A 15,912-nucleotide genomic window follows, 5' to 3' on the forward strand; every position below is an offset into this window, starting at 1 on the left:
ATTCAATTGCTCCGTCTGCCATTAACCTGACTATTGAAAGCAAATCTAGAGCTGACCCTACTTAATGTGAAGCCGAGTATTGTTCCTGCTTGGCTGAAGGGTCCAGCTTCTCTTTGCTCATAGCGAAGGACGCAAGCAAAGCAATGACGGACGGGATCAGCGCCCAAGCAAAGGTCTGAACGACGGAGGAGCTAAGCGCATCCGTTATTTGATCCAATACCGATGCCGGAATAAGCTCCCGTGTTTCCGGCGTTAATATTTTACGGGGATCGCTCAGATCGAGTCCTTCCGGCATCCCGGTATGGCCCCCGGTGAATTGGGCATCCAGTTTATTTCTGAACAGATGACTTTGAATCATGCCGTATACGGTAATGCCAAGCGCCATACCAAGCGCCCTCATGAAGTTAAGCGTCGAGCTGGCAGAGCCGCGCTGCCGGATGCTGAAGCCATGAATGGCCGCGCTGCTCAATACGGAGAATGATGCGCCGATCCCGAGGCCGACCAGAATCATAAAGACCGTTACGATGAAATGTGACGAACCGGTCGTTAACGTAGTCAATAGCCCAATGCCTATGACTAGCAGCGTCAAGGTCGGAATCATCATCGTCCGGTATTTCAATTTGGTCATCAGTAGCCCGCCGCCTGCAGCCGTAGCAACAGAGCCGAGCATCATCGGAAGCAGCACAAGAGCCGAATTAGTAGCTGAACCGCCTAGAACGCCTTGAATGAAGATGGGGATATAGATGGACGCAGTAATAAATGCAGCGCCGGCGAACATCGCCATAATGTTGCTCGTCGCATAAAGTCTGTTCTTGAACATGCCGAAGGTAATAATGGGCTCCTCCGCTCGCCGTTCAATAAATACGAACCCGGTAATCAGCACGGCAAAAGCAGCAAGCAAACCTAATATAACCGCGGAATTCCAAGCGTATTGCTTCCCGCCGAGCTCCAGTGCAAACATTAAACAGACGATCGAAGCTACCAGTACAATTGCGCCAAAGTAGTCGATTTTTTGCTTGGAATGGACGATAGACTCCTTGTAAAAAAATGCAATCATAATGAATGCAATCAATCCAAGGGGCAAATTGATGTAGAAAATCCAGGACCAATGAATATAGTCTGTTATATACGCGCCTAGAAGGGGACCGAATAGACTGGATAAGCCAAATACTGCGCCGAACAAGCCGCCCATCTTGCCGCGTTTATGCACAGGAACGACATCGAACATAATTGTAAAGGCAATCGGCATCAGCGCTCCGCCGCCAAGCCCCTGAATCCCGCGATAAATGCTCAATTGAACGATCGATTCCGCTGTTCCGCATAGCGCAGAACCGGCCATAAAAACGATAATGCCGAATATGAAAAATCGTTTGCGCCCGTACATATCCGATAATTTGCCGAAAATCGGCATACCGGCCATCTCAGCCACGATGTAAGCTGAGGTGACCCACATTAATTTATCGAAGCCGCCCAATTCGCCGACGATCGTACCAATTGAAGTGGCTACTATGGTGTTATCCATCGATGCCATAAGGATAGCCAGCAGTAAGCCCCCGATAATTACGCCCATAGGATTCCGATTTGCCATCTTCATTACGTGTATGTCCCCTCCGCCTGTTCAATGTACTCGACTAAGGCTGCATCCGTTGTTTAAATGAAGCTTTCCTTTATCCAATTTATGTATATTCTTAAAATCCATTCTCCCAGCATCGAAACTTTACATGATGAACAGCAAAACGCCCCTGCACGTACCCGGTTTTCGGATACGCACAAGAGCGTTTATTCGAGTCCGTCCATTTGTGCCTCGACGGAACCCGTTAATCTTTATTATTCATAGGGCAGACTACTGGCCAAGAAAGCTTTTAATGAAAAACTGAAGCTGATATTCCATACTAATTGGATCATTGAAGTAGAATGCTTTCGCATCGGCTTCATAGACATGATTATTTTTTACAGCTTCGATGCTTTTGTACGTCTTGGTGTCTTGGAACGTGTTGTCTTCCTCGGCATTTTTACTGAAGATGACATAGTCACCGGCGTATTCGTTCAAAATTTCCGTCGACAAGCCCAAGTAGCCGTCTGTTTTCGTCGCTTCCTTTACCGTCTCCGGCATTTTCAAACCAAACTGCTGATACAAAATTTCCGTGCCGCGGCCAAAGTTGTCCCCGTACACATACAGCTGTTTGTTAAAGGTCTCGATAACCGACACTGTCGCGTCCGCACCAATCTTCGCTTTAATCTCTTCTCCGGCTTTTTTCGAACGGGCAGTGAAATCATCCACCCAAGCCTGCGCTTCTTTCTCTTTGTTCAACAGCTTGCCGATTTCAAGCTGCTGGGTAAAGAAATCGACTTTGCCGTAAGTGTAAATGACAGTTGGCGCGATTTGCTTGAGCTGATCGATATTTTTAATACCGTCCAATCCGATAATCAGATCCGGCTCCAGTTCCATGATTTTCTCCAGGCTTTCGTCCGTTACCGCTTCTACATTTGCCAGCTTATCCTTGAAATTAGGGTTTTCTTTGGACATTTCATCAACGCCTACAAGAGGTACGCCCAGCGCCATAACGTTACCGGTCAAAAACCGGGTAATGACAACGACACGCTGCGGATTAGTCGGAACTTCAACAGGACCTGTCTCCGACTGATAAGTAAAAGTAGCAGCTTCATTAGACGGGGATGCCGCTTCTGTAGGTGCCGGTGAAGATGCAGCATTCGCATCCTTATTTGATTTGTTCGCTTGGTTGGCGCCGCAAGCGCTCAGAATAATAACAAAAACCAGAATAAATGGAACGGCAAGCTTTTTCATACGATGAGTCTCTCCCTTTTCTATTGTCCCTTATTAATTGATGAAAATAATTATCATTTTCATTTCTTACACCAATTATAGGGATACCCTCATCGCTGAACCATGCCTTTTTGTTGGAGAATTGACTTGCACTATTGATTGGCCGTAAATAAGCCGACAGCCCGCTGCAGCTGCAGACGAATGGAAATCGGATTGTAAGGAATCCACTCATCCAGATCTAGCACATGCACGTTCCCCTGCCGTACAGCTGGAAGCTCCTCCCAATGACCGGACTTGAATACCGTTTCAGAATGCTCAATCGAGCCTTTTATATCGGGAAAAATAATGACAAGCATCCGATCTCCCGCGTATTCTCCAAGCTCCGAGAGGTCAACGGGTATGGAATGAAACCGGTCTCCAAGCTTGTCCATCTGCTGCTTAACCTTTGCCGGGGGGTTAAGACCTAGTGATTGATAGATCACATAACCAAAATTGCGGTTTCCATAAATAAATAGCTGCTCCGGCTTAATGACAACGATCGTTATCGTCTCATTCACTGCCTTGCTTTGCTTGACAAGTGAACGAGCCGCCTGTTCCTCCAGCTCGAATTCCGCCAGCCATTGCTCGGCCCGCTCCTGCCGTTGAATAATCTGAGCAATAATGCGTAAATGCTCCTTCCAGCCCATATCCATCCAGGATACTTCCGCAACAGGTGCTATAGCCCGTAAATGCTCCGCATGGAAACCGGATAAATCCAGATGCTCCTGAGCTCCGATTATTAGTTCAATATCAGCTTCGAGCAATAGAGACTTCACCTGTTCAATGGAACTATTGATGTTGATAAAGGTGATCGACTGCGGCGGCTGCAAATCTGATGTATGGACGTATTCGCTGCTGTCGGAAATGATGATAGCCGGCTCCAGCCCAAGCAGCAGCAAATGGCTGGCGTAGGGCGAGAGCAGTACTGCTACACGCTCGAACTTTCTGCGGTTATAGCCTGAAGGCGAAGCTCCAGTCTGCTGCTTGAACCGGCGGCTCAAATAAAATTCATCCTTATAGCCGACTTTCAACGCAATTTCTCTAAGCGTTCCCGATCCGCCAATTAACAGCTCCTTGGCCCGGTGAACACGAAGACGCGACAAATAATCACTTGGCGAGAAGCCGGTCATTTGTTTGAACAGAATCGAATAATGCGAGCTGCTGACGCCCGCGATTTCGGCTAATTGCTCGCGCGTTATTTTCTCGCTGAAATGGTTCTCCAAACAGGCAATGCTCCGTTCCATAGAAGGCTGCTCGCTTCCCGCGTACTTGGCCTCCTGCCCCTGCAACAGCTGCAATATAATCTGATGAAATATAATTTGGTTTTGCACATGGCGGATTTCATTCTCAGGAAGCCGGTGGACATATAGTTCCTCCACATGAGCTGCAATGGCCGGTTCATTGGGCAGAAAATAAACGACGGAATTGGAGGCCGCCTCGCTCTTCTGCATCATGGCTCCCGCATTCAGGGAGCTTGCTCCCTCCCGCGCACGGATGGCCAGCGTGTACGCATGAAGCGGATGCGCGGAACTTGCGGTCAGCTCCGCCTCGCTGTATGCCGGAAGCAAGATAACGCTGCCTTCCGTCACCTCATACACTTGATCGCTTGTCTTCAGGCTGCCTTTGCCGCTGACGATGGCAATCAATACCGATAAGTGCTCATGTATGTGATGTAGCGGACGGCTCGAGGTGCTGTAGACCGAATGAATGCTGTCAGCTGTATATAATGGAAAGTGGGACGCCTCCCATTCCGGGACAATCCTGTTGTTCACAAATAAGCCTCCATAACCATTAAGTGTGAATGTATTTCATTCTTTTGACGTATTCTTGTCTAAAGGCCGTATAAGGGTGCACGGAACGTTTTCCTCTATTATAATGGATAAGCTGGCTCTTTTCAGAACGGGCTGGTGAATATAAATTAGGAGCAGCTCAAGTGCGGACACATCCCATCTACCTTTTACGTATTACTGGACTTTTAGACGGCATTTCATTATTAGTTTTGCTTGGTATCGCTATGCCCTTGAAATATATTTGGGGCATCGAGCAAGCGGTCACCATTGTTGGAAGCATTCACGGAGGCATTTTTAGTCTTTATGCGCTGACGATCTTATATTCAGCTTTACGAGTAAACTGGAACCTGCTTTGGCCAGCGGCAGCGGCTGCCGCAGCCTTCGTCCCTTTCGGCAACTTTCTGCTGGACTGGCAGCTCAAGAAGGCACAGACGAGGTACTCGATAAAGCCGTTCAACTACAGCCTGCTCGTGTACAGCATCGTATTCTTCTCCTTCTTTGATCTGTTCTCGCAGCTGCCGGTTATGAGCACCTTTGCCGCATCCGTCGGCGCAAGCTCGTTTGTAGCAGGCTTTGTTATCGGGCTCTATTCGTTGTCCAATACGATCGGCAATATTTTATCCGGTATTATGACCGACAAAATCGGGCCGTTCAAAATTTTAATGGCCGGCTTGCTGCTATCCAGCGGCGCTCTGCTGCTCTATCAATTTGTAGAGGAGCCATCCTTCCTAATTGTCGTTCGCTTGCTGCACGGCTTTGTCGCCGGCTTAATCGTTCCCGCGGCATTTACTTTCTCTGCGAATACGACCAAAAAGGATGAACAGGGGAAAAAGGTTGCTTTTACCGGTACGTTTGTAGGACTTGCTGCTATTATCGGGCCTGCATTCAGCGGAATTATGGCAAGCAAGACTTCTGTTCCTTTTGTGTTTATTTGCGTAGCCTCACTAGGGCTGGCACTCGCTATTCTGTCGGCTATTTTTCTCAGCAAATATAAAATACCGAAAAAAGAGCAGCAATCTGCTTCCGCTCCATCGTCGGCTTCGTTGTTTAATTCCGGTGTAATCAAAGCTTATAGCGGCGCTTTTTTCTTAATGTTCTCGCAAGGCGTCATCGCTTATTTGCTGCCTTTGCACATTCAGACACTGGGCTATGACTCCAGATTAAGCGGCACGCTGATGAGTACGTTCGGGATTATTGCGGTACTGATCTTCGTCCTTCCAACAAACAGAATATTTGATCGTGTTGCGTCCTCCTGGACCATGGCTATCGGCATCGGCTTAATGGGAATCAGTCAGCTGCTGATTGGCCAATCGACGACGACCTTAACGCTGTACATCGTACTTGGTCTTTACGGAGTCGGCTTCGCCTTCTTGTTCCCGTCAATCAATACGCTGCTCATACAAGCTGTGCCTGCAGAGCTTCGGGGCAAAGCTTACGGTTACTTCTACGCATTCTTCTCGTTGGGCGTCGTTGCGGGCTCTTCCGTATTAGGCTGGTTGTCGCTCGGTATCATCGACGGGTTCAGGTTTACCGGCCTCGTGCTCTTGCTGTTTGCCGTTATTGCTGTTCTTGGCAGACAAAGAAAACAGATGTTGACTAACGAGTAATATTCAACAAAACAAATGAGCCCCAATCCTTAATAAGGATGAGGCTCATTTTTTTATTATCCAGACCCTACTCTACGTCCGGCGCATATAAGCGCGAACCGTGATGGGCGCAAACACGGCAACAATAACTGCTGCACCAATCAGGGAAATGCCTAAATCCCAGCCTGCGGTTCCGTTATTCGTTAATTCCCTTACTGCCGATACGAGATGTGAGATCGGATTAATGTTGACGAACCATTGCAGCCAATTCGGCATCGTGTCGACCGGCACGAAAGCGTTGGACAGGAAGGTGAGCGGGAACAGCACAATCATCGATATGCCTTGAACGCTGGACGCTGTACGGGCGATGACGCCGAAGAAGGCGAAGATCCAGCTGATCGACCAAGAACAGAGAATGACAAGAAGTGCAGCAAGCGCTACATAACCAAGTCCGCCTTCAGGACGGTAGCCCATAATGTACCCCATGCCAAAGGTCAGCACCGTGGCAATCGTATACCGGATCGTATCTGCGAGCAGCGCACCCGCAAGCGGAGCAATTCGTGCAATCGGAAGCGACTTGAACCGGTCGAATACCCCTTTATCCATATCCTCGCGCAGTTGAACACCTGTCACAATGGAGGTTGTAATGACCGTCTGTACAAGAATACCGGGAATGATGACCGGCAGATAGCTCAATACATCCCCAGAGATAGCCCCGCCAAAAATATAAGTGAACATGAGGGTGAAAATAATCGGCTGGAGCGTAACATCGAACAACTGCTCCGGTGTACGCCGAATTTTCAGTACACCTCGATAAGCCATCGTTAAAGAATTACGCACCGCCTGGCCAAAGCTCGTATGGTTTTTCAATTTGCGGTCCGCTGCAGCATTTACTTGTGTACTGTTCATACTGTGGCTTCCTCCTTCTCGCGGGATGCCGGAGCATCTGTGGCACCATGGCCTGTAATGGATAAAAATACCTCATCAAGAGTTGGTTTCTGAACGCTCATCTCCGCCAGGGAAATTCCAGCCGTCCGCAAGGCGATAAGCAGATCTGTTACAAGATCGGCATCAGCCATCGGTGCTGTAATTTTACCCGCTTCGGGAGATACGACAGATTGAATTTGAAGAACTTGCTCCACGATCTGGCGGGCTTTCTCAATATGCAGCGGATGCTGGACGCTCAGATGAAGCGATGAAGTGCCAACTGACGATTTCAACTCGTCTACCGTCCCTTCGGCTACGACTATCCCCCGGTCGATAACGGCAATCCGGTCAGCTAACTGATCGGCTTCCTCCAAGTATTGCGTGGTAAGCAGAACCGTTGACCCTGTTTTTACCAGCCGGCGTATCGTATCCCACATCTGAGAGCGTGTACGCGGGTCAAGGCCTGTCGTTGGTTCATCCAGGAAAATGAGCGGAGGCTGCGCAATAAGACTTGCAGCCAAGTCCAACCGTCGCCGCATGCCGCCGGAGAAATTGCGGAGCGGCCGCTTCGCCGCCTCGGACAATCCAAATTCCTCGAGCAGATCAGCAGCCTTGCGCTTTGCTTCTGCCCGCCCCAGCCCCAGCAGCCGCGAGAAAATAATCAAATTTTCAGTTGCGCTGAGCGACTCATCGACCGAAGCATACTGCCCAGTCACGCCAATCAGTTGGCGGACGATCTGTGACTCCTTTTCCACGTCATGCCCGAAAATACGCGCCTTACCGGCATCCGGTCTGAGTAGGGTTGCCAGCATGCGGATGGTCGTCGTCTTCCCGGCGCCATTTGGCCCCAGTACGCCGTAGATCGAGCCCGCCCGCACGTTCAAGTTAACGCCATCGACCGCCCGATTGTCGCCAAACATTTTAACAAGACCATGCGCCTCAACGGCCCAATCTCCGTTGTTCGGCTCCAGTCTTTTCGTCTGAATTTGCCCCATTGCAATTCCTCCAATATTTCTGAATTTAATGCCATCCTAACTCCGCTTTTTAAACTGAATTTAAACGATCCGGAAAGTGAGCGTATTCATTCAGAATAAATAAAAGCCCCAATATGTAACGAAACAAAGAGAGAGAATATCCATAGTGTGTAATGGATACTCTCTCTTTGTTATGTTATTTATTTAAGTTGACTTAGCAGTCAATAGTATTACCCATACCTACCGTAACGATAAATCTATACTTACTTGTACAGCATTTAACAAAGCCTCAGATTTAAGTTCTTTTCCAAGATAAATTCCTTTATCAGTCAAATGTTGATAACTGCCACCATGTTCTCTTTTTGTAGGATATACGATGTACCCTTCATCCTTGGACCAATACATAACGATTAATTTCTTACCTCTCGTTGCAGCAGCCCAATTCTTGCCGCCTAGCTTACTCGGTATAGCGTTATCTTTTGTAGGAAATTCAGGAGGTTGTTTTGCAAAACAATTGTTTAAGGTTCTTATTACTGCTTGAAATAACTCCTCTTTTAAAAAAGGCAAAGGAATACTTTCAACAATATCAATCAACACAACTCCTAGTTTCTCATGCCATCCATTTGGTACAAGAAAGGCTTCGGTTCCCTTTTCATCATAATATAGATAAATATGCTTAAATAGGAGGCCACTATCCATTTGTTGCCTCCTTCTAAGAAATCGGTTTACATAATCTACGATGGCTCGCAGAAAATCAACTCCCACAATTAAAACGTCATACGAATTATTTTAACACATATTGGAACTAACTGTCTGATGGCTTAAATCAACACCAAGTGTAAACAGAACCAAGTTAAAAACAATCCATAATTTGAACTAATTGTTGTTTCTTAATAGAAAAAGACGTGCCAAATAGCACGTCAAATCCTCTGTCATAAGTTCCCCAAGGCTCATTAATAGCTGTCGTTTCACTTCTATATTGTGCAAATTACAGCAGCTCCAAAGCTTTCAATAACGCATGCTCGCTTGACCGGGCGCCTTCTTTCGAATAATGCGCATCCGGGAACATCGGCGATAAATGATGATACCCTGGGTATACATGCAGCTCTACTAAGACACCGTCGTAGGTCAACTGCTTCGTAAAGAGCAGAGCTTCATCAATGAATAAATCAACTGTACCTATATTAATATAGGTCGGCGGCAAGCCGGCTAATGATTTTGCACGGGCAGGCACGTAATACTCGCTTTCCTCTTCTTGACCAGGCTCATGGCCTAATACCGATTTCCAGCCAAAATAGTTGCTTCGGTTGTTCCAAATATACTCGCCTGCATAGGGATGATCCGGCGCCACACTCGTACGGTCATCCAGCATTGGCCTTATGAGCCGCAAATGATGAATCTGAAATTCCTTCTGATCCCGAATATATAAGGCTACGCCCGCTGCTAATCCGGCCCCGGCACTGGTTCCAGCAAGAGCAACCTTCTCCTTATCGATTCCTATTTCCTCTGCGTGTTCGATGCACCATTTCAGACCTGAATAGCAATCCTGCAGCTGGCTTGGCTGGGCATGCTCCGGCGCCAGGCGATAACCCACCGATACACAACAGAAACCATGCTTTACCGCAAGCGAGGCATTATTGGTACGCTCGCCCGCCGGACTTCCCATAACCATCCCGCCGCCATGAATAGAATAGTAGAGCGGCAGCTTATCATACTTGGACTGCTTAGGCTTAATAATCTCTATTTGAATTGCCAGACCGCCAAAATAGCTGGCTACAGTCTTTATTTCAAGGGTAACTGGGAACTTCTCCGTTATATCGATTTGCTGTGCCATCATCTTCGACTGATTTTCGCGTGATTCAATTAGCTTGGAATAGGTAAGATCGGTTGTTGGTATTAAATCAACTGCACTCACAATTTCCGGATCAATCAGATGTCTGCTTCTGCTTTGTTGCTCATTCATCGTTATCGTTGCCTCACTCTCTTGTTGAATCCAACCTCATTATTTGCCTGTTTCCATTTGTTTTATTCCGGGGATGCCCTATGCCCCAGCTCGCCTATCGTCACATTTCTATTGTAAGGAGCGTGATAACTCTTCGAAATGATAAAGATGACTTAGAATCAATATTGACATAATAAAACACTGATGAAAAGCTCTCACCAGTGTGTTTCCTTACTTTTTATGGGAATAAACGATTCTTTTGATCGTGTCGGTGGAAAGAAAATAATCGGCTGCCAATTGCTCAATGCTCTTGTTATTCATAAAGGCCATCCGAATGGCGTTATTCCGCTGATCCAGCATCCGTCTTCCGCCGCTCAGGCTGCCCCAATGTTTATATTCCGTCTGCTGCTTAGGAATGTAAAGCGTCTCCCCTTGCACGTATTTCTGGATTTCGATAATCAGTTCTTCCGGTAAAACCTTTGATGCATTCGTATATTTCATGGGTTGCCCGCTCCTTATTTTGATAGTGAAAAATAAGGTGCAAAGCCAAACTATTAGGAAAGCTCATTCGTTCAGCGCTATAGTAAAACGTTTCGCCCCATGCAAAGTATAGCTTTTCTAATAATAGGCTTTGCATGAGTGGAAGCAGTACCAGATAATCTTAAGAGATTGTCCATCAGTAAGCACCCCCTTTTTGATGATCAAATTATAGCATAATTCCCGCAAAAAAATGAAAACGGCATCGATATAACAAAAAGAACAACTGACCGGGATCAGCTGTTCTTTTTATGGGCTGTGCGTTACTTATCATTGAGCTGAATACCGTGCAAAGTCGCTTCCAGACCCCATCTAAACCGTTCCTTGAGATCGGTTTGTTCGGAGAACATTTGGTCATTCAGACTGCTAATGAAAGGAAAACGGCCCGGGTCCGCATTTTTAAACGTTTCTTTGATATCGGACGGCTGCATCGTCCCATTCTTCCTCCAGGTATTCTTCTCGAATGCTATGGAAGTCACATACAGCAGCAGCAGATCTACTCCCCAAGCTGCAGATTTCGGACTGGCTCCGCCCTCATGCAGGGCAGTAAGAATGTATTCGATCAGCTCCATATATTTGTCACCCCGAGGAATCGTGGAAAATGAAATTTCCGCAAGACCCGGCTTCTCGATCAATAGAAGGAAGTACGAGCTCAATGCTTCGAATAATCGCTCCTTCCAGGAGCCTTCTCCGGAAGCAGGCAGTACCAGTTCACCTAACCCGAAATCCAATACATAGGAGTTTAGCTCTTCCAAATTATTAACGTATACATACAACGAAGATGGCCCTGTATCTAAAGCTTTGGCCACTTTGCGCATACTCATGCCCGCCAAGCCTTGCTCCTTCAGTAATTCATAGGCGGTTCTAACGATAAGCTCACGGCTAAGAGGATCTTTGGCCGGACGGTCCCGGCGACTCACGATAACCCGATTTGTATTGTTCATATTCTCTTTATAATATAGCGCAGTGAGAAATTCAACATCTTTATTGCTGAGCAAATTGCTCATGAATCGAATTCATTAGCTCAGCAAGATTGGCAGCGGCATCCTCTGAGAAAGTGAGCTGCAGGTTATCATTCGATTCCCGGGCCTTCTCTGCCGAAAACTGATACATAATCTCCTCATACTCCGCAATCGCTTTGCCAAAATCATCTGTATTCCGGGAAAGAGCAAGCGCTAGTTCCAAAGCGTCAAACATCGCCATATTCACACCTTCACCTGCAAAAGGGGACATAACATGAGCCGCATCTCCGATCAGCGTAACGCCAGGCTTGCGATCCCACTTGAAGCCGATTGGAAGCATGTAAATACGTCTTGGCAGGATGGCATCTTCAGCGTAACGAATGTAGTCTTTGAGCTGCTCATCCCAGTCATGGAAAATCTCCAGCAGCTGCGCCTTGGCTTCTTGGGGCTGATCGAATGGAATACCGCTTGTCTCCAGCCAATTTCTTTCCGCCTTAAAGCTGGCATATACTTTAATTCGTCCATCTCCATTGAGCTGGCCGAGAATGCCTTTGTTATCATCCAGAGCAAACATCTTGCCGCGTTTGTTGAAGGCCGCCAATTCGGGATGATTCTCAGCCGCGTTCAATATGTTAAGCTCAAGCATTGTAAGACCTGAATACTCGACATCGATATCCGTCAACAATGGACGAACCCGGGAGAATGCGCCGTCTGCACCAATCAAGAGATGAACCGTCTCAACCTCGCCATTTTCAAAATGAAGCTCAGTCATGCCATTTTCCAGCGAAATTGCTTTATGGAGCTTATACCCGTATTTGATCGTTCCGGGATTAATGGCTTGCAGCAGCAGATCGCATAGAACACCCCGGTCAATTTCTGGACGCCCGCCTGTTTGCTCTGCTTCCAGCTGTTCCGGTTCCGGTTCTTCATCAATATAGATCTTCCCGGTTTTATCCACAATGCGGAAATCTTCTTCCTCATAACGGGCTAGAGCTTGGAACTCCTCGTACAACCCAGCTTCTTTAAGCGCTTTTTGGCCGGATTCCTCATGAATATCCAGGGTGCCGCCTCTTGCATGACTTTGATCCTGCTGTTCCCGTTCGTAGATAACAGCTGGTATGCCGTAGCGCTGCAAAAGCAAAGCTAATGTCAATCCGCCCGGGCCAGCTCCGATAATCGCAATCCGTTTTTGTTCTTGAGTACCTGTTGTCATAGAAATGCATCTCCTTCAGTAATGTGGTTTGTTATTTTGAACACCGTTCTTAAAGAACGATGTTCGTTAATGGTAAAAATAAATAACATACTTCTTCTTATTGTTAGGAAAGCTTCTTGGATGAAGGCTGTGATTTTTTCAGAAATAGACTAAGCACCAAAGCAATGATTCCAAAGGATACCGTGATCCAGAACGTGTGACCAAATGATTGTCCCAATTGATCAGCAGTATGATTTTCAGGCAAATTCCGAATTTGATGTGACAGGTACGCGGCTGTAATCGTTACACCAAATGAAGACATGATCTGCTGCGCTGAAGTCGTAATCGGTGTCACCCGGTTTACAAGCTCTATCGGAGCGGATTTCAGCACATGCGTATTAAGCTGCATCATCGTTAAACCTTGGCCAAGCCCGACAAAGGCGAAGCTGCACATGATATAAAATGCGCCGGTACTGGCTGTAATATGCGTTAATGCGAACAGTGCTCCTGTTAAAGATAAAATACCGATGAGTGCAACCGGGCGAACCCCATATCGGTCAAAAAGCTTGCCGCCTACATTAATCCCGATCGTAGACAGGATCGCTTGAGGAATAACGTATAGCCCGGCTTCCAGAGGCGAGAGTCCTTTCGCCTGCTGTAAATAGAGTACAAACAGCAGTATGCTTCCAAACAAAGCAATTTGGTTCATCCAAGCTAAAATGATGCCATGTGTAAAGGTCCGGGAGCGGAATACCCTGAGCTCAAGAAGCGGATGCTCCTGATTGAGCTCATTCCAGATGAACAGCAGCAAAGCAACGATGCCTAGTACCAAAGATCCCAGTGTCCATTCGTTCAGCCAGCCCTTCTCACCGGCTTGGTGAACAGTGAAAACTAATGAGGCAAAAGCGATTGGTGCCAACAATGCACCTGGAACATCAAGCTTCATTTCCTTGCCAGGCTTGGAGGCTGGCAGGAAGCGCCACGCCATTGCAAAGGCGATAATGCCGACGGGAAGGTTAATGAGAAATATCCAGTGCCAATTAATAAATTCAATCAGCCAGCCCGACAGGATCGGCCCAAGAATTGGCGCCAGCAGCATTGGAATTCCAAGAATCCCCATCACGGAACCGCGTTTGTCTGGAGGCGATGCCTTGAACACCATCGCAATTCCGATAGGCGCGACCATTCCTCCGCCTAGAGCCTGTAAAATTCGAAAAGCAATCAGCTGTTCCGGCGTCTGTGACAGCGCACAAAGCATCGATGCGATAACGAACAATACAATGCTTATGAGAAACATGCGCTTCGCTGAGAACCGTTCCGAAAACCACCCTGCGAGCGGAATGACTGCGGACAGCGCCAATGTGTAAGCCGTAATTACCCATTGAATCGTAGCGAGATTTGAGTGAAAGATGCTGACCAATTTGGGAACGGCCACATTCATAATGGTGCTGTCTAAAATAATTAAGAACATGCCCGCTGCCACAGCAAGCAGAATCGGCAAAATCTTTTTCATCGAAAACACGGATGGAGCGCTCTGAGCTTGTGTACTCAAACCAAACGACCTCATTTCTTTTTCATAATCGAGATGAACTTGCTTTAACGAGAAGCTAAGCTTCGTTTAGTTGACGAAAGTAGTTCGCCACTCAGATGTATGCTTGCGCGTCGAACGAACCTAAGTCGCTGCTGCCCCGCTGTATTTATACCTCGAACGAACCAATTCGCTGCTGGCCGCTTGTACACTGGCCTCGAACGAACCAGCTTCGCTTTATTACGAACCTTTCTTCGCTAATCCAGCCTTTACAGCGGGTGCCTGCGACTGGAGCGAAGCTATTTTCGCTCTTCGCGAACCTTGGTTCTCCATTAGCGAAAATAACTTCGCTGTTTTGTTTCATCATCTATAAAAGCCATCGCCGAACGAAGTTAGCTTCGTTATTTAGCGAAGCTGGTTCGCTGTCTCCTATGCGGATTATCGCCCTCCTTCAAGCTCATCGCTAACGTCGACCTCTTATTTATACCATAACGAACACTGTTCGTAAAGAACTATGTTCGTTAAAATGTTGTAACGATAACCAGGAATAGAAAAAGCCCTGCTCTCTCAGTAACAAATGAGGAGAACAAGGCTTGCTTTTCATCGATGATGAACATTAGTTCATCACCAGCTGGTGTTCGTCTGGATGAAATCAACAACATCGGCTGTCACTCGCGTAGCGATGTTATAGCTTGAATTATATGAGTCGGAATGAATGCCAACGATATAGGTATAATCGGTATTGAGGCTTATAGGGCCGCCGCTGCTTCCAGAGGAGGTATCTGTATTGTGGGGAAACCTTCTTGCCATTGCCGTGCCGACCGTTCCGGAATCATACCACAATGTTCCATACTTCTTGTCTGCGGGATAACCATAATTGTAAACGGATTTACCGGTTAAATTAGCATCGCTTTTAGCGCTTGTGCCAAAATACCCGGTACCTAAACTTGCCGGAACTCTAATCATGCCATAATCATATTCCCAATTCGCATTGTTGACCCAAGCATTAACGGACAGTACGTCGGACGTAGTTGCGGTTTTATTGGAGGAGCGTGTTCCTCCGGGTATGACCTTAATAGAAGTTGCCCAGCCGTGCTTCTGGCTGTAAACGACATGCCCTGCTGTCAGAATAGCTGTATTGCTCACAAAAGCGCCGCTTGCCGTTCCTTTTGCCCCGCTTGCGTAAGTAATTTCTAGAAATACAACAGCACGATAAGGATAGGCATTGACGTTCGTGATCTGGCTTCGATTATCGGTTCCAATGACTAGATTGGGAGTGAATATGTTAGATCCCTCTTCGACAGCATCCGAACTGGAAGGCGTTGAAGGTTCGGTGCCAAATATGTTTACAGAACGGACCGGCTTTCGATCCGTAACGATTGTTACGCCGGTGGATGAATTCCGGGCTATTACAGCGTCAGGGCCTGCATGCTTCAGCTTTTCTTGCACTTCAACACCGAGGGCTGCTTTGGGGTCAAATTTAGGATTCACATTGGAAGTATCGGTTATAGCCGCCTCGCCTGCAGCAATTTCTGAAGATACTGACGTATGAACGGATTTGATTGAGGCCGTCACTGCCCCTGCGATTATTATTGATAACGCCAGCAAAATGGCGGATCCCCTGAGCCAATGATTGACTGCCATTACTAA

13 protein-coding genes are annotated in these 15,912 nt (G+C 47.2%); 1 reads left to right on the top strand and 12 read right to left on the bottom strand.

Annotation, left to right across the window (positions count from 1 at the left end; translation table 11 throughout):
- Nucleotides 1-61 precede the first annotated feature (61 nt).
- From TY10_RS11105 to TY10_RS11115, 3 genes are all read right to left on the bottom strand, one after another.
- Nucleotides 62-1,594, bottom strand: coding sequence for an MDR family MFS transporter (locus tag TY10_RS11105; protein WP_042163249.1), 1,533 nt, complete (start codon nucleotides 1,592-1,594; stop codon nucleotides 62-64).
- 249 nt (nucleotides 1,595-1,843) lie between these two features.
- Complete coding sequence (locus TY10_RS11110) at nucleotides 1,844-2,806, bottom strand: iron-hydroxamate ABC transporter substrate-binding protein (protein ID WP_042163251.1); 963 nt, start codon at nucleotides 2,804-2,806, stop codon at nucleotides 1,844-1,846.
- Nucleotides 2,807-2,937: 131 nt separating this feature from the next.
- The gene (locus TY10_RS11115; RefSeq protein WP_042163252.1) at nucleotides 2,938-4,596 is read right to left on the bottom strand and encodes an AraC family transcriptional regulator; all 1,659 of its coding nucleotides are present in this window, start codon (nucleotides 4,594-4,596) and stop codon (nucleotides 2,938-2,940) included.
- Between the two features lie 161 nt (nucleotides 4,597-4,757).
- Between TY10_RS11115 and TY10_RS11120 the strand changes: the two genes are divergently transcribed.
- Nucleotides 4,758-6,221, top strand: a complete 1,464-nt coding sequence (locus tag TY10_RS11120) for an MFS transporter (protein ID WP_042163255.1) — start codon at nucleotides 4,758-4,760, stop codon at nucleotides 6,219-6,221.
- Nucleotides 6,222-6,293: 72 nt separating this feature from the next.
- Here TY10_RS11120 and TY10_RS11125 read toward each other — a convergent pair whose 3' ends face one another.
- From TY10_RS11125 to TY10_RS11165, 9 genes are all read right to left on the bottom strand, one after another.
- Nucleotides 6,294-7,109, bottom strand: a complete 816-nt coding sequence (locus TY10_RS11125; protein WP_042163257.1) for an ABC transporter permease — start codon at nucleotides 7,107-7,109, stop codon at nucleotides 6,294-6,296.
- Nucleotides 7,106-8,122, bottom strand: a complete 1,017-nt coding sequence (locus tag TY10_RS11130) for a daunorubicin resistance protein DrrA family ABC transporter ATP-binding protein (protein ID WP_042163259.1) — start codon at nucleotides 8,120-8,122, stop codon at nucleotides 7,106-7,108. The genes TY10_RS11125 and TY10_RS11130 overlap by 4 nt, the downstream gene beginning before the upstream one ends.
- A 219-nt stretch (nucleotides 8,123-8,341) precedes the next feature.
- Nucleotides 8,342-8,800: a hypothetical protein gene (locus TY10_RS11135; RefSeq protein WP_042163261.1), complete on the bottom strand. Its 459-nt coding sequence runs from the start codon at nucleotides 8,798-8,800 to the stop codon at nucleotides 8,342-8,344.
- A 289-nt stretch (nucleotides 8,801-9,089) separates the two neighbouring features.
- A complete protein-coding gene (locus tag TY10_RS11140; protein ID WP_042163263.1) occupies nucleotides 9,090-10,064 on the bottom strand; it encodes an alpha/beta hydrolase fold domain-containing protein in 975 nt (324 codons plus the stop codon).
- Nucleotides 10,065-10,274: 210 nt separating this feature from the next.
- Nucleotides 10,275-10,544 carry a CD3324 family protein gene (locus TY10_RS11145; RefSeq protein WP_042163265.1) on the bottom strand — a complete coding sequence of 90 codons (270 nt, stop codon included), beginning with the start codon at nucleotides 10,542-10,544 and terminating at the stop codon, nucleotides 10,275-10,277.
- A 299-nt stretch (nucleotides 10,545-10,843) separates the two neighbouring features.
- On the bottom strand, nucleotides 10,844-11,524 hold the full coding sequence (locus tag TY10_RS11150; RefSeq protein ID WP_042163412.1) for a TetR/AcrR family transcriptional regulator: 681 nt from the start codon (nucleotides 11,522-11,524) through the stop codon (nucleotides 10,844-10,846).
- 40 nt (nucleotides 11,525-11,564) lie between these two features.
- The gene (locus tag TY10_RS11155) at nucleotides 11,565-12,755 is read right to left on the bottom strand and encodes an FAD-dependent oxidoreductase (RefSeq protein ID WP_042163268.1); all 1,191 of its coding nucleotides are present in this window, start codon (nucleotides 12,753-12,755) and stop codon (nucleotides 11,565-11,567) included.
- 103 nt (nucleotides 12,756-12,858) lie between these two features.
- The gene (locus TY10_RS11160) at nucleotides 12,859-14,286 is read right to left on the bottom strand and encodes an MDR family MFS transporter (protein ID WP_238327546.1); all 1,428 of its coding nucleotides are present in this window, start codon (nucleotides 14,284-14,286) and stop codon (nucleotides 12,859-12,861) included.
- A 600-nt stretch (nucleotides 14,287-14,886) separates the two neighbouring features.
- Nucleotides 14,887-15,906: a trypsin-like serine peptidase gene (locus tag TY10_RS11165; RefSeq protein ID WP_042163272.1), complete on the bottom strand. Its 1,020-nt coding sequence runs from the start codon at nucleotides 15,904-15,906 to the stop codon at nucleotides 14,887-14,889.
- Nucleotides 15,907-15,912 lie beyond the last annotated feature (6 nt).

Source organism: Paenibacillus gorillae (assembly GCF_000513275.1).
GTDB classification, from domain to species: domain Bacteria; phylum Bacillota; class Bacilli; order Paenibacillales; family Paenibacillaceae; genus Pristimantibacillus; species Pristimantibacillus gorillae.

Coding starts and splice junctions, on each gene's coding strand:
- TY10_RS11130 (WP_042163259.1), bottom strand. CDS start 8,122: ATGGGGCAAATTCAGACGAAAAGACTGGAGCCGAACAACGGAGATTGG.
- TY10_RS11145 (WP_042163265.1), bottom strand. CDS start 10,544: ATGAAATATACGAATGCATCAAAGGTTTTACCGGAAGAACTGATTATC.
- TY10_RS11150 (WP_042163412.1), bottom strand. CDS start 11,524: ATGAACAATACAAATCGGGTTATCGTGAGTCGCCGGGACCGTCCGGCC.
- TY10_RS11110 (WP_042163251.1), bottom strand. CDS start 2,806: ATGAAAAAGCTTGCCGTTCCATTTATTCTGGTTTTTGTTATTATTCTG.
- TY10_RS11105 (WP_042163249.1), bottom strand. CDS start 1,594: ATGAAGATGGCAAATCGGAATCCTATGGGCGTAATTATCGGGGGCTTA.
- TY10_RS11155 (WP_042163268.1), bottom strand. CDS start 12,755: ATGACAACAGGTACTCAAGAACAAAAACGGATTGCGATTATCGGAGCT.
- TY10_RS11140 (WP_042163263.1), bottom strand. CDS start 10,064: ATGAATGAGCAACAAAGCAGAAGCAGACATCTGATTGATCCGGAAATT.
- TY10_RS11165 (WP_042163272.1), bottom strand. CDS start 15,906: ATGGCAGTCAATCATTGGCTCAGGGGATCCGCCATTTTGCTGGCGTTA.
- TY10_RS11125 (WP_042163257.1), bottom strand. CDS start 7,109: ATGAACAGTACACAAGTAAATGCTGCAGCGGACCGCAAATTGAAAAAC.
- TY10_RS11135 (WP_042163261.1), bottom strand. CDS start 8,800: ATGGATAGTGGCCTCCTATTTAAGCATATTTATCTATATTATGATGAA.